The sequence below is a fragment of the Carnimonas nigrificans ATCC BAA-78 genome (genome assembly GCF_000526695.1).
In the GTDB taxonomy this organism is placed as follows: Bacteria; Pseudomonadota; Gammaproteobacteria; order Pseudomonadales; family Halomonadaceae; genus Carnimonas; species Carnimonas nigrificans.
Window position 1 is genome coordinate 131,458 of record NZ_JAGO01000013.1, and the last position, 13,534, is coordinate 144,991.

The window sequence follows — 13,534 nt, forward strand, 5'->3', positions numbered from 1 at the left end:
AGCAATAGAGAAACTAGCCAGCTCCGGCAACACGCTGCTCGGCCAGCTCGCGCGCGGTACCCGACACCGACGACCGAATGATCGGCGCAATGGCCTGCACGCCTCGTCGGGTGAGCGCCTGCTGCATGTTGCTGCGCTTAAACCCCAATTGATGCGTGGCCCAGTCAGGCAAGAGGTCGATGCCTGCATTCATGAAGAGCCTCGCGGCACGCCGCCCCGCCATATCCTGGGGGCCTGAGCGAAACAGAATACGTGCTACCTCGCGGGTGCGCTCACTACACTCAAGCTGCGGGCGTATCTGCTCAAGATAGTCGGCTACTTCCGAGGCTGAAGTGGGCACTTGCCGCGCCCCCAGCGCTACCGCAATCCGAGCACTTTCGGCGTAGTAACGATCCTGCTCGGCACGAGAGCAGTCGGGCGCTCGATAGCGCAGATAGGAGGCCATGAAACTGCTCATTTCAGCCACATGCACCCACGTCAGCAGATCGGGATCATCCGCCCGGTACGGCCTGCCGTCAGGGGCAGTGCCCGTTACCTGCTGATGAATGGAGCGTACACGGGCAATGGCCGCTTCCGCCTGCCGGCGCGAAGCGTAGGTGGTGATCGCAATAAACTGGCTGGTGCGACGCAACCTGCCCAGCATATCGTCACGGAAGGTGGAGTGATCCCACACCCCCGCCAGCGCCAGCGGATGCAGCATTTGCAGCAGCAGCGCGCCGACACCGCCACACATCATTGCACTGAAATCACCATGAATGCGCCACACCGTACTCTCCGGCCCAAACAGCCCCGGATCACCCGGAGGTGAAGTGTAATCAACAGGAGAGTGGCGGCGACCGGTAAGATCTGCGATACGGCGATCAATCGCCTTGCGGAAAGGATTCATGACCCACCTTCAGAAGGTACCTGGATAGCCGCCTCCATCCATCAGTACGTTTTGCCCCGTGAAGTAGCTGGCGGGCTGACTGCATAAAAATGCGCAAAAGAGGCCAAACTCTTCAGCGCTGCCAAAGCGGCGCGCGGGAATGGCCTCCTGCTGAGCGCTCATCACCTCATCAGTGGTACGTCCCGAGGTTTGCGCGATGTGCTCAAAATTGTTGCGAAGGCGTTCGGTCAGGAATTTGCCCGGCAGCAGATTATTCACGGTAACGTTGTGTGCCGCCAATTGAGGCTGGCGCGCGAGTCCGGCCACAAATCCCGTTAAACCTGCACGCGCCCCGTTGGAGAGCCCTAGCGGTGCGATGGGGGCCTTGACCGAGCTGGAGGTAATATTGACGATGCGTCCGAAACCGCGCTCGGCCATTTGATCAACAGTTGCCTTGATCATTTCGATCGGCGTAATCATGTTGGCATTCAGGGCGCTTTGCCACTGCGCCGGCTCCCAGTCGCGGAAGTCGCCGGGAGGCGGGCCGCCCGCGTTATTGATCAGAATATCCACCTGTGGGGCCGCCGCCAGCACCTGGGTGCGCACAGCGGCATCAGTGATATCACCCGCCACGGTTTTAATCTCGACATCATCGGCCAGAGCGCGTAATTCGCTGGCGGTGCGCTCAAGCACCTCCTGAGAGCGTGAATTAATCACCACATTCACCCCCTCTTTTACCAGCGCCTCGGCGCACCCTTTGCCCAGCCCTTTACTGGCGGCACATACCACTGCCCAACGCCCTGCGATACCTAGATCCATGATGCCCTCGCTAGCCACGAAAAATCGCAATGCCCATCAATAGCAGCCGCCCATCTTTCCCTGGCTGAATGCTGCTCCGTTATCACCTCACCTTAGCAAAAAAGCCAGGGGTAAGAAGCAGCGGCGGTATCGCACCAAGAGCCAGCGCGCGCGAATAACCTTCAGCTTCTACCTGTGAACACCCGCTCTCTCAAGCACAGCCCTGACTCACTTCATCCAGCGCGTGACGCGAACGATTTTCCCCAGCACAGCAAGATGAGCCATCCCATCATCGGGAATCTCGATATTGTCGAGCTGAGACGCATTGCAGAGTAGCGTGATTCCCCGCATGGTGCGCTGTACTCGGCGCGCAAGACGCTCACCCTTGAACTCCACCATAAAGATGCCGGTACCACCCAACAAGGTGCGCGCTGTATTCACCAGTACGATATCGCCGATATTCAGCGCAGGCGCCATGCTGTCATCCTCAATGGCATAGGCCGCCAACTGATGGGGAGCCACATGGTTGGATTCCAGCTCATCACGCGTCACCGAGCAGCTGCCGATGTCAGATACATCGCCGAATTGAAACGGCTCGATCTGGTAGCGGGCCGGCTGCTCTCCCACCTCGGAATGGGCACCGTTCTCGCCCTCCAGGTAGGGTTTTCCTTCCCCGCGAATCAGCCAATCCATCGACATGCCGGAGCGCTGCACCAGCGGCAACAGGTTGCGCAAACGAGGGTTGGGCTGAGTGTTTTTCTCTGTCCATCGCCCAACGGTATTGGCATCAACACCCGCAATATGTGCCGCCGCTGACTTGGTTCCGAAATGGTTAATCAAGACAGACAAGCGTTCGGGCAGCCCGGGGGCTACATCAATGTCACCTTCTTTTGTCTTAAGTGATTCTTTGTTCGACATAGACAACGCCTCTTCCGTTTGATGCGCGACATATGCGCAAAGCTTTTCTATAAATTTATGCACCCTTGCAACAGTGTACAACGCTTTTAATTTGACCTATGTTTACCCAAATGATGACACCCATGAGAATCACCTGATATTTACATATCCATCCATCTCACTATACCCACATAGATTCAGGCAATGACAACGTTAATCGTACCCAGTCGTTTTGCACTACGGCACACATTGCATTAATGGCATCTGCTGAATGCCGGTCAGAAACCAAGAGATATCGCATGAAAATCAAGGATATTCGCGTTTGCCGACCCAGCACTATGCAGCTTGCTCAAGGCCCGACGGTTATCGAGATTACCACCAGCGATGGTCTCTCAGGCATGGCCGCCGTTGAGCTGGGGCATACGCTGGTAGCGGCGATTGTGCATGAGATCGCGCCTTTTTACCGCGATGCCAATGCGCTGGAAATCGAACCCTTGAGTCAGCGCATGCAGCAGCGATGGCACGATAACGCTGTGTTTTCGCAGGTGATTTCCTCCATAGAGCAGGCCCTGTGGGATATCTTTGGGCGCCACGTAGGGCTATCGCTGACGACCTTGCTGGGCGGGCATCCACACACCGGCGTTGATGCCGGTATTACGCTCGAACTCGATTCTACCGAGGGTATCAGCGCCCGTGTGGAGGCTCTTAAGTTCGAGCAATGTCCGGCGCTTATGCTTCAGGACGGCGCTTTCGGGCATGGCTCCAGCCTGGAAGATGAGCGTTTGATCAATCACATTATCGGCATGATTCCCTCTTCGGCCTTGTTGACCGTGCGTGCGCCTGTATCCCGCGCCAACGACTACAAGTGGGCACGCCGCACCGCCGACATACTGAGCGATTACGGTATCCAGCGCTTCGACGCACCGTTTCACCCGACGGATATCGACGCCTTCGCACGGCTTCGCAATAGCTGCCGGATTGATATCGGCATGCGCCAGGGGCCAACCAGCGGCGCTCAAGGGCGGGCATTGATCGGTGCCAATGCGGTCGATCTCCTCACCCTCGACAGCAGCCGTTGCGGCGGTCTCGGCAGTGCAATCTGGCTGATACGCACTGCTATCGCCTTCGGTATTCAACCCGTGCTGTTCGGCGCCCATGATCCCTTTTCACTGGCGGTTGACCTGCACCTCAGTACGCTGATCACGACTGACCCGCGCGTTGTGCTGCCGCTCCCTACGCCCATTGATGCACTGTGTGAGCCAACGCTTAAGCCCGACGCCTCGACTAACCGGCTGGAAATTCCCACGGGAGCCGGGCTAGGCATCCACTGTCGTGCCAACGCCTTTAACCACGCCACTGGGTGTGCGGTGCACTGAAGAATGTCCCCTTAACAGCGACTCCGCTACCGCTATCATCAGCGTGAGGAAAGGGAGCGCCTACCTGGTAGATACGCTATGGATCATCGACAATTGCAGTTTCTGGTTGCGCTTGCACGCGAACAACATTTCGGACGCGCAGCGCGCCGCTGTCACGTTACCCAGCCCACGCTATCTGCACGTATCAAGCAGCTGGAGAATGAGCTGGGCATGTCGCTGATTGAGCGCGACCGCCGCTTCGGGCGCTTTACGGAAGAGGGGGAGCGCGTGCTTTATCACGCACAGCGCGTGTTGCAGGAATTTCAGGCCCTGCGCAATGGCAGCGGCAGCCAGCGCCATCATCAGCAACGCTTCAGAGTCGGTACCGTACCGGCCGCCGCTGCGGATATTGTCCAATGGCCCGGGCTGCGCACTCATACGCTCTCCTTCAGCCTGAAAGAGTATTCGATGCCCGCCCTGCTGCAAGCGCTAGCCGATAATGAGATTGATCTCGCGGTGGGGTATCTCGATGCGGCGCTGGTCATGTCAGAGGAATTCGTTACGCTGCCGCTGTTCAACGAGCGCTTGATGCTATTTGCCTCGCCCCGCTACTTTCAGCTGCCGACGACGCTGGGATGGCCGGATCTGGAGCGCTTTCCCCACGGTATCCTGTCGGGCGATATGCGTCACCGGCGCAGCGTCGATACTCTCTTCAAACGCCATGATCTGACCATTGATGTGCGCTTTGAAGCCGATTCAGCCGTCATGCTCGGAACCATGGTCGCCCACGGTCATGGCGTGGCCATACTGCCACAGGCGCTGCAACAGCAGCTGGCACCGCTGGGCCTACAGGCACTCGGTTTGCCCGACAACGATATAGAGTCATCGCGCATCGGAATGATATGGCGCCGTGACGAGCCTTTAAGCATTGCACCCGCTTATTTGCTGGGGCAGGAAGAGGCTTCGCTGCCACCGTCTGAAAACAGTACAACAGCAGCCTAGCGGTAAGCAGGGGCGGCGCTTGCTCTACGCCGCCCCTGTATTCGGGAAAGTATTCAGCTTCGTTAATCGCGTGCCAGCGCGGTATCTTCAGCGATTCCCAGATGAATATTCATGCTTTGAATCGCAGCCCCGGCAGCACCTTTCCCCAGGTTGTCCAGCCGAGCCATCAGCATCACCTGATCGGCATTGCCAGCCACCAGAATATCTACGCGGTTAGTGCCGTTATTGTGCTGCACATCCCAGCAGCCACCGTCCAGCTGGGCATCATCCCCCAACGGGAGCACCCTGACGAACAGCTCCTGCTCATAATAGCGCTGATAGAGCGAATGAATGTGCTCAAGGGTCACGTTACCCAATGCTGCCAGCGACAGCGGTAGCTGTACTGAAAGCCCTTGCAGGTAGGGGCCAACGATAGGCGTAAACAGCGGCGCATGCTGCAAACCGCCATGCTGCACCATTTCAGGCAGATGCTTATGTTGCAGCGTTAACGCGTAGGGGCGCGGGCTTTGCAGACGCTCATCCCGTGCGCGACCATCGGTGGGTTCGTAGTCAGCAATCATGTTCTTGCCGCCACCGCTATAACCGGTCAACGAGTAGGCGGTGAGCACTTCGCTGTCGGGCAGCAACCCCGCTTCGACCAGCGGCCTTACCAGCATAATGAAAGCGCTGGCATGGCAGCCTGGGTTGGCAATACGCTTTGAAGCCTTGATACGCGCCCGCTGCTCGGGCACCAGCTCCGGCAGGCCGTACACCCAATCGGGCGCGGTGCGAAATGCGGTACTGGCATCAATAACGCAGGTATCAGGATTATCAATCAGCGCCACCGCCTCACGCGATGCCTCATCGGGCAGGCAGAGAAAGGCCACGTCGGCGGCGTTCAAAAGGCGCGCGCGCTCTTCTCGGTCCTTGCGCTTCTCATCGGCGATACGCAATACCTCGACCTGATCGTGCTGCGCAAGATAATCGAGCAGCCTTAAACCGGTCGTCCCCGCTTGACCATCGACAAACACCTTGAACGTCATACCACCACTTCCGCTGTAAAGAAATCTTCGCTCCAGGAGCGGCGCCGCGCCGTTCGCGACATATCAAGCATGCCACGGCACGCAAGGCAGCGAAAGAACGGCAATCAAAGTACCGCTGCGGATCGCCAACTAAAGCGCGCGATTGCCTATACGCTACGCTTTCGATGCTTTTTCATGCCCCAAACGAAAACCGGCCCCTATATAAGGGGCCGGTCGCTTATAGCACGCTAAATGTCGCGCAACTCAGCGCAGAAAGCGCCCAAAGACAAAACCAACAGCGGCGGCGACGGCCAGCGCAGCGAAGGGATTTGCACGGGTGGTATCACGCACCTGATCCACGGCTTCACCATAGTGATACTGCGCAGAGCCCGCTGCCTGACGCGCCTTGCCGCGCAGGTCTTGCTCATGGTCGTCAGCGAACTCACCAAAGGCTTCCTGGGCCTGCCCCGCAAGCTCGCGAGCTTTTCCTTCAATGCGATCCTTCGGCATATCCATTTCTCCTTGAATGAGTCCAGGCGGAAGTCGCCCAGCGCATCATGAATCCATCCAGTTATCGACGACGCTCATTTGGCCCGCCGAACGGATTTTTTAACATGAACCCTCGGTAGATGCACGAACAATAGCCATGCCTGACAGCGCTATTTTTTATCAATACGGGCGCGGGTCAGCCATTCACGCCCTTTCAGCATGCCATTCCAGTACAGGCAGGGCAGCAGCTCGGTTTTCATCCACCAGTTGAGCTTGCGCGGCACTTTCGGATCGAGTGGGAAGGTCGGCAGCAGCTTGCCGCCATAACCGAACTCAGCCAGCACCACCTTGCCGCGTTCTACCGTTAATGGGCAGGCACCGTAGCCATCGTAATGGGCGGGTAGCTCCTTGCCGTTACGGGCGGCGAGCAGGTTCACTGCCACCACCACGCTCTGTTTGCGTGCCGCAGCCGCCGTTTTCGCATTGGTGGTGCCGATGCAATCGCCCAGCGCGAAAACATCCTCAAACCGAGTGTGGCGCAAGGTGTCAGGGTCTACCTCGACCCAGCCAGCAGCATTGCCCAGCCCGCTCTCCTTGATGAAATCCGGTGCGACCTGCGGCGGTACAACGTGGAGCATGTCAAAGTGCTTCTCGACACGCACCTGCTCACCCGCCTCGTTGGTCACTTCGAAGGTCGCCTTGTGATTAGGGCCATCGACCGCAACCAGATTCTGGTTGAAGCTCAGCGCGGCGTTGTAGCGCTCGATATAGCTTTGCAGGGTCGGCACAAATTCAGCTACACCAAACAGCGCCGCTCCGGCCAGCGCGAATTCAACATCAATACTGCTTGCCACGCCCTGATGACGCCAGTAGTCACAGGAGAGATACAGCGCCTTCTGCGGTGCTCCTGCGCATTTGATCGGCATGGGCGGCTGAGTAAAGAGGGCCGTACCATTTTCCAGTGCCTGCACCAGTTTCCACGTATAGGGTGCCAGATCGAGGCGATAGTTGGAGGTAACGCCATTTTTGCCCAGCGTCTCTTCAACGCCTTCGATCTTCTCCCATGCCAGCCGTAGGCCAGGCGCAACCACCAACTGCTGGTAGCCAATGAGACGGCCATCGTCCAGCTCGACCTGGTGTGCTGAAGCGTCAACGCGCTGAGCGCTGTTATTCAGCCAGGTAGCGCCCTGAGGAATCACTTCGCTGGTCGCCTTGACCGTTTTGGCCACGTCGTAGACACCGCCGCCGACCAGCGTCCATGCCGGCTGGTAACAGTGCTTGCTGCTCGGCTCGATGATCGCCAGACGCAGGGTTTTGTCGCGCTTCAAGAGGCTAGCGCTGACGCTGATGCCGCCTGAGCCGCCGCCAATAACCACAACATCAAACTGCTCAGAAACAGCAGAATCAGAGGAAGACTGCGCAGCGTTATCGGAAGTCATGGGTAAACCTCGGTGCATATGAGTAGTGGGGAAAGAGCCGTGCGGAATCGTATCAGCTTAACCGAATGTTCGATTTCCAGTAATAGATAACGCCCGATGGATGCACTTTTCGAGGAAGCTGGCGCGCAAATATCGAGGCAACACTATCGAATGTGGTATTTTAATGGTCGTTTGGACGGCTGCCGATTATAAAACGCAGCTCATTAACTACGGTGTGGCCTAACGTGAAAAGTCGGCATCGCGCTCTTCTGCTCGCTCCATTATAGGCAGGAATCGCGCGTATCTCGTCACATGGCGATGCGCCGCATGAACACTTTTCAGATAAAGCCCAGGGAAGATGCTAACGCCTTGGCGCAGCGTCAGGTTTGATCAGGAGACAATCCCCATGAGCAAGCACGTATTTTCATCACTGGCCGTTGCGGCCAGCCTCGCCATTGGTTGTGGCGTTACCCAGGCGCAAGCCGCAGAGCACGACCATTCCGATAACCCGCTGGTGAAAGAGTGTCTCGCTCAGGGCCAGGCAAAGGATGGCGGCACCTTCAAGACTCACTCCTATGTCTCCGACAACCTCTCACGCTACGAGCAGAATCAGCCCTATCGCCTGACCGTGAGCCTTCAGGGCCGTGGCAACACCTTCTACAACCTCAGCTGCCAGGTTGATGAGTCGGGCAGCGTAACTTACCAAAGTTACGCCATTGGCGGCATGCCGCTGGAATAACGGTATTACGCTTCACAAAAAGCTGACTGTTTGAGTGGGATATTGCGCTGCCTCAGCCGATAAACATCATATTGGCACGGGGCTTCTCACACAGTAGGCGATTGGTGAAACGGATTCCGTCGAAGGCTGAACCTGATACTGCATCGGGTTCAGCCTTTTATTATGTGCGAGATACACGCCGCCAACCGCCGCCTGCTTTTCCGAGGCTGCCGCAACGTTTTCCACAGAGACGATCCCGACAGCTTCCCGGCACACTATTCCTTGTTCCGCTGTTTCTCGGTAGCGCGCCGAATAAATGATCCCATTTAGAGTGTAGCGATAGCGTTAAGACAGGCGTCAGAGTACATTTAAGCCTCGCCAGCGAGTGCTGCTTTGGACACGCCTGGAAATGAGTCGAATTCAGAAGCGAAGGAAACGCCATGAGCGAAATTGCCAAGTTGTCAGGGAACGTCAAAGCATTTGCGTCCAGTTTGCTGGAAAAGGCCAGCAGCCAGGAGCTGGATCAATTGAGCCACGCCGGAGAACCGGATCAGAAAGAGCTGGAGGAGTGGAGCATCTCCTCAGAAGAGTGGAATCAGGCAGTGCAGGCAGCATTGGCTGATAGAATGGCCGATCGAGCGCCATAACGATTTCCAAAATGAAACGGCTCTCTTATGGAGGGCCTCCTGGGCGGGCAAACCCCACGATGCAGCAAGTAAGTTAAGTAGCGGAAGGCAGTCAGCCCCGTCTTATGGGAAGCGAGCTTCCGACCTGCTCATTTGAAAGCGCCCGCCCTTGCTTCACCATATGTTTGAAGACAGGAAATATATTGCCCCATCATCAGCAGGCCGCTGCGAGCGCGCTGATCTTGTAAGCACAGCGCCTTTCACCCTGCTGAAGATGCTCCTCCCGAACGATCTCGACGTTATCCCCAAGAATCGCTTGAAAAAGCCGCAGCTCACTGGCGCAAAAACCGCCACAGGAAGCCGCCGCCGCACCAATTGGGCAGTGATCCTCGATCAACCGCCACACCTGGCCGCTCTCGACGGTTTCAAGGCGCGCCATATAGCCCTCGGCATCGCGTAGCTGCACCAGGCGTTCCAGCCGCTCCTCCAACGACACCGCTGAAGACAAGACTTCTTCATATCTCAACTTGATGCTGTTTTCACGCGTTGCCAGCAGCGCTTCGATGCCCGTCTCGCCATGCAGCAAGCTGGCGGCCTCCAGTAATTGCACGCTCAACTGGGCGTGCGTATCGGGGAAGCGTGCATGTCCCTTGCTCGAAAGCGTCCAGACTCCCAGCGGGCGACCGATGCCTTTGCGCTGTTCATGCTTTTGTACCAGCCCCCACTGCGCCAGCCGATTGACCCGCTGACGCGCAGCTTCCTGAGAGATGGCGAGCTGCGCAGCAATTTCGGCAAGGGATAGCGAACCGTGCCGCTTGATTACACTGAGCAGGTGCTGTTCGGGGCTGTCGGGCGGTGCGGAGGAAGCCATCATCATCTCCTCGCGGCTTATGGTTGAAAATTGATTGGCTGGGACCAATTCTTTCATTTGAAGGCAGAATCGTCAGTTGCATACGCTACAGCCTGGTCCTATTATCCAAGGGCGTGCTTGCAAAAGCCAGTATGGGTAGCCTTGCATAGCGTCCGCGCCGAAAGATGCTGTGGTACCCACTCTGAAGAATCCGGATGCGCTGAGCCATCCGATGAACACATAGAACGACAACCCAAGAGAGGCTTGTTGATATGGCTTACGAACTTCCAAAACTTCCTTATGCCTACGATGCACTCGAACCGCATTTTGATAAGGCAACAATGGAACTCCACCACACCAAGCACCATCAGACCTACGTTACCAACGCAAATGCAGCACTTGAGAAACTGCCTGAGTTTGCGAATCTGTCTGCTGAAGAGCTGGTGACCAAACTCGCCGACGTTCCGGAAGCGAGCCAGACTGCTCTCCGTAACAATGCTGGCGGCCACGCTAACCACTCGCTGTTCTGGACTATTCTGACCCCTGAATCCGAAGGCGCTCCGGTAGGTGATCTGAAAGCCGCCATTGATGATACCTTCGGTAGCTTCGAGAAATTCCAGGAGCAGTTCACTACCGCAGCCAAAGGCCGTTTCGGTTCTGGCTGGGCGTGGCTGGTCGTCAAGAATGGCAAGCTTGAAATTGGCTCTACCGCCAACCAGGACAGCCCGCTCTCACCGAAGGATTTCGGTGGCCTCGACGCGACGCCGGTACTTGGTCTCGACGTGTGGGAGCATGCCTACTACCTGAACTACCAGAACCGTCGCCCTGACTACATCGGCGCCTTCTGGAAGCTGGTCAACTGGGCAGAAGCTGAAAAACGTTACCAGGCTGCGAAGTAAGTCACGCTTAGGCTAACGCTACGCTCGTAGACAATCGCCCGCTCACTTCTGAGCGGGCGATTTTTTCGTTTACCAACTACCTTTAATGAAGAAAAAAAGCCCCCGATCATTTGATACAGTGATGGCATTACCGAGGGATTTAGGCGTTTTTTCTCCACCAAACAAGGATGCAACGTGAATAGCACACTGGAACATGACTGGCAGATGTTTAATTCCATGCTGCCTTCTTTGCTGGGTTTCGCGGGCAGATTGCTCGTTGCGCTGATATTACTCGCCATCGGCTGGTGGGTAATCAACGTCATCATGCGAGTGCTGAACCGTATCATGAGCGCACGCCACATGGAGCAGACGCTACAGGGCTTCCTTGGCAACATGATCCTGCTGCTGCTGCGCTTGTTGTTGCTGATCAGCACCGCCTCCACGGTGGGCATCGCTACTACCTCATTTATTACCGTACTCGGTGCCATGAGCGTGGCAATCGGCCTGGCATGGAAGAACAGTCTGGCCAACTTCGCCGGCGGGGTGATGATCCTGATGTTCCGCCCCTTCAAGTCCGGTGACTACATTAGCTGCGGCGGCCACGAAGGCACCGTGATCGCGATTGAGATCTTCCGCACCATTTTGCGCACCACCAGCAACGACATCGTCTATGTGCCAAACTCCTCACTGTCGGAAACAGCGCTGGTCAATAACAGTGAAAACGGTCAACGCCTGGCTACCATTAGCCTGCTGATCGACTACGATGACAATATTGATAAGGCGCGCTCGCTGCTGCTGGGCCTTATTGAAGGCGATAGCCGGGTATTCACCGAGCCTGCGCCCTCGGTCTCCTTTGCTCCCCAGCCGGTGAACGTAGCGGTCAGTATCTGCTTCTGGTGTTCGGTTGCCGATAAGTCATCACTGGTATCGACGTATTCCGAAGAAGCGATCAAACTGCTGAAGAAGGAAGGGTATCACCTGGGCACTACCAGCCGTCCTGCGGCCGCTCCACAGGTGGTCATCAACAAATAGGTGATCGTCCTCGATTACTGAAAAGGGAGCGGTGGCCGCACACTACCGACTCCCTTTTTCTATAGCCGAACAGGAGAGGCCATATGAAATCCCCATTCTCCTATGTGATGGCCGGCTGTGTGCTGCTGTTGGCGGTAGTGGCACTATGCGGGCACTGGCCTGACGCTGGGTTAAGGTCATACCGCCACTCCATTGAGCGGCTCAATGCTCATATGCCCGTCAGACTGGATGGCGAAACAGAAGTGGAATCCGTGCGCCTGGTGCCGGAAAGTCGTGAAATTCGCTACACCTATGTCGTGCTGCATCACGATGCCAATGAATTTGATCAACAGCTATTTGCGCAGGGGGCCGCGACAGAGCACCGCCACTCTCTCTGCGAGCAGAACCGCAACGGCCTGCAGAGCGCGATCGAGGAAGGGTTACGTATGCGACACACCTATCTGGGCGCCGATGGCCGCTTTATTGCGTCGGTGGTGGTAGACCCACGCCGCTGTCTGGTGAAGGCTGAACGCTCGCCATAAAGCCAGTCAGCAGGGGTAGATGTAATTAACGGAGAGTGCTGCCAAGAATGTGGGAGCCTTAAAAGTCACCAGGCGAGCTATCCTCTTGGCCGCTGGAAAATGCAGGCAAGATACAACAACGTGTTCCCCAAGCCATTAAACGGTGGTCGAGTAAACACAAGAGTGATAACTCGATTATTATTGAAGCACTTCGATGCCTTTGTGCCGAATCACATTCAACAGGACTAACGCTGGCCCCTTGGCCTGTTTTGTTCCTCGTTCGAGCTGCGAGATATACCCCGTGGTCAGGTTCAGGTATTTGGCAAGCGCTGCCTGGCTCAAGTGAGCCTGCTCTCGCATACTTCGAATTTCCTCGGGGCTGATAGGCGTTGCATTAGGCAAGGCATCTGCTCCCAGATGACGCACCGTAATTTTCCTGCAGGTCTCATCACTCACCATTCCAACCCGATGCATATCTTCGGTTGTTTCGAGCAGGGCTTTGGTCAAGTCACTGAGTTCTTTCGCCATGATCAATCTCCTGAAGTTCGCCTGCCTCTTTTGCTTGTTTCAAAATAGCCTCACTACGGGCCAACATGTCGGCGGCCAACTCCCGCAAGGTCAGTAATTCATCGTTACTGATGTTATCCAGAACATTTTTAGCAAAGCCATAGAGAAAGAACGCTCTATCTTCCGCTCGATAAGCGATGATCATCCGATAGCCACCCGACCTTCCCTGACCGGTTCTTGCGACACGCTGCTTGATAAGTCCAGCCCCTAGATCGGCATCAATGATTCCTCGCTCAGCCCGAGCGATGGCTTCTCGTAGGCTGGCATCGCTGATTCGTTCTCGTCGGGCGAATCGTGCCATCCACCTGGTCTTGAAAATGCGCACGGCGACTACCTATGCTTCACATAACTATAGCACCATGTGCTATGTTTTGAAGAACCCTTCCTTCCGACCTGGCGCAAATAAACATGATGGGCGGAGTCGGGATATAAGAGGCCAACGACTCCCGCAGCCTCTCCTTCAAAAGGCCGCTCTGCCTACCAAACGCTAGTCGTGCTCGGTGATCGCTACTGTACTGCACCTGGCGCAACACCTGCC

Annotated in this window: 16 protein-coding genes; 7 read left to right on the forward strand and 9 right to left on the reverse strand. The window is 56.5% G+C overall.

All coding sequences use genetic code 11. From position 1 onward, the window contains the following. Positions 1-13: 13 nt before the first annotated feature. The 3 genes from L881_RS0108060 to L881_RS0108070 all read right to left on the reverse strand — a co-directional run bounded on the left by L881_RS0108060 (position 14) and on the right by L881_RS0108070 (position 2,581). Positions 14-886 (reverse strand): oxygenase MpaB family protein, encoded by an 873-nt coding sequence (locus L881_RS0108060; protein WP_025733189.1) that lies wholly within the window; start codon positions 884-886, stop codon positions 14-16. Positions 887-895: 9 nt separating this feature from the next. Next, on the reverse strand, positions 896-1,684 hold the full coding sequence (locus L881_RS0108065; RefSeq protein ID WP_025733190.1) for an SDR family oxidoreductase: 789 nt from the start codon (positions 1,682-1,684) through the stop codon (positions 896-898). A 207-nt stretch (positions 1,685-1,891) separates the two neighbouring features. Then, positions 1,892-2,581 (reverse strand): S24 family peptidase, encoded by a 690-nt coding sequence (locus L881_RS0108070; RefSeq protein WP_025733191.1) that lies wholly within the window; start codon positions 2,579-2,581, stop codon positions 1,892-1,894. Positions 2,582-2,859: 278 nt separating this feature from the next. Here L881_RS0108070 and L881_RS0108075 point away from each other — a divergent pair, with 278 nt between their 5' ends. Both L881_RS0108075 and L881_RS13085 read left to right on the forward strand, forming a co-directional pair. After that, positions 2,860-3,936 carry a mandelate racemase/muconate lactonizing enzyme family protein gene (locus L881_RS0108075; RefSeq protein WP_025733192.1) on the forward strand — a complete coding sequence of 359 codons (1,077 nt, stop codon included), beginning with the start codon at positions 2,860-2,862 and terminating at the stop codon, positions 3,934-3,936. 78 nt (positions 3,937-4,014) lie between these two features. Next, the gene (locus L881_RS13085) at positions 4,015-4,917 is read left to right on the forward strand and encodes a LysR family transcriptional regulator (protein WP_025733193.1); all 903 of its coding nucleotides are present in this window, start codon (positions 4,015-4,017) and stop codon (positions 4,915-4,917) included. A 62-nt stretch (positions 4,918-4,979) separates the two neighbouring features. Here the strand turns inward: L881_RS13085 and argC are convergent, their stop codons facing one another. From argC to L881_RS0108095, 3 genes are all read right to left on the reverse strand, one after another. Further along, complete coding sequence (gene argC / locus L881_RS0108085) at positions 4,980-5,939, reverse strand: N-acetyl-gamma-glutamyl-phosphate reductase (protein WP_025733194.1); 960 nt, start codon at positions 5,937-5,939, stop codon at positions 4,980-4,982. Between the two features lie 243 nt (positions 5,940-6,182). Continuing rightward, the gene (locus L881_RS0108090; RefSeq protein WP_025733195.1) at positions 6,183-6,428 is read right to left on the reverse strand and encodes a CsbD family protein; all 246 of its coding nucleotides are present in this window, start codon (positions 6,426-6,428) and stop codon (positions 6,183-6,185) included. A gap of 149 nt (positions 6,429-6,577) precedes the next feature. Further along, positions 6,578-7,846, reverse strand: coding sequence for an NAD(P)/FAD-dependent oxidoreductase (locus L881_RS0108095; protein ID WP_025733196.1), 1,269 nt, complete (start codon positions 7,844-7,846; stop codon positions 6,578-6,580). Between the two features lie 385 nt (positions 7,847-8,231). Here L881_RS0108095 and L881_RS0108100 point away from each other — a divergent pair, with 385 nt between their 5' ends. After that, positions 8,232-8,564, forward strand: a complete 333-nt coding sequence (locus L881_RS0108100; RefSeq protein WP_025733197.1) for a hypothetical protein — start codon at positions 8,232-8,234, stop codon at positions 8,562-8,564. 419 nt (positions 8,565-8,983) lie between these two features. Continuing rightward, complete coding sequence (locus L881_RS0108105; protein WP_025733198.1) at positions 8,984-9,190, forward strand: hypothetical protein; 207 nt, start codon at positions 8,984-8,986, stop codon at positions 9,188-9,190. Positions 9,191-9,383: 193 nt separating this feature from the next. Here the strand turns inward: L881_RS0108105 and L881_RS0108110 are convergent, their stop codons facing one another. Next, positions 9,384-10,040, reverse strand: a complete 657-nt coding sequence (locus L881_RS0108110; RefSeq protein WP_051464842.1) for a helix-turn-helix transcriptional regulator — start codon at positions 10,038-10,040, stop codon at positions 9,384-9,386. A 251-nt stretch (positions 10,041-10,291) separates the two neighbouring features. Here L881_RS0108110 and L881_RS0108115 point away from each other — a divergent pair, with 251 nt between their 5' ends. The 3 genes from L881_RS0108115 to L881_RS0108125 all read left to right on the forward strand — a co-directional run bounded on the left by L881_RS0108115 (position 10,292) and on the right by L881_RS0108125 (position 12,450). Continuing rightward, positions 10,292-10,918 (forward strand): superoxide dismutase, encoded by a 627-nt coding sequence (locus L881_RS0108115; protein ID WP_025733200.1) that lies wholly within the window; start codon positions 10,292-10,294, stop codon positions 10,916-10,918. 174 nt (positions 10,919-11,092) lie between these two features. After that, positions 11,093-11,929, forward strand: coding sequence for a mechanosensitive ion channel family protein (locus tag L881_RS0108120; protein WP_025733201.1), 837 nt, complete (start codon positions 11,093-11,095; stop codon positions 11,927-11,929). An 83-nt stretch (positions 11,930-12,012) separates the two neighbouring features. After that, positions 12,013-12,450, forward strand: a complete 438-nt coding sequence (locus tag L881_RS0108125; protein ID WP_025733202.1) for a hypothetical protein — start codon at positions 12,013-12,015, stop codon at positions 12,448-12,450. A 177-nt stretch (positions 12,451-12,627) separates the two neighbouring features. Here the strand turns inward: L881_RS0108125 and L881_RS0108130 are convergent, their stop codons facing one another. Both L881_RS0108130 and L881_RS0108135 read right to left on the reverse strand, forming a co-directional pair. Further along, positions 12,628-12,957: a helix-turn-helix domain-containing protein gene (locus L881_RS0108130; RefSeq protein WP_025733203.1), complete on the reverse strand. Its 330-nt coding sequence runs from the start codon at positions 12,955-12,957 to the stop codon at positions 12,628-12,630. After that, entirely contained in the window at positions 12,938-13,321 is a 384-nt protein-coding gene (locus tag L881_RS0108135) for a type II toxin-antitoxin system RelE/ParE family toxin (RefSeq protein ID WP_025733204.1), read from the reverse strand. Before L881_RS0108135 ends, L881_RS0108130 begins: the two co-directional genes overlap by 20 nt. Between the last annotated feature and the right edge of the window lie 213 nt (positions 13,322-13,534).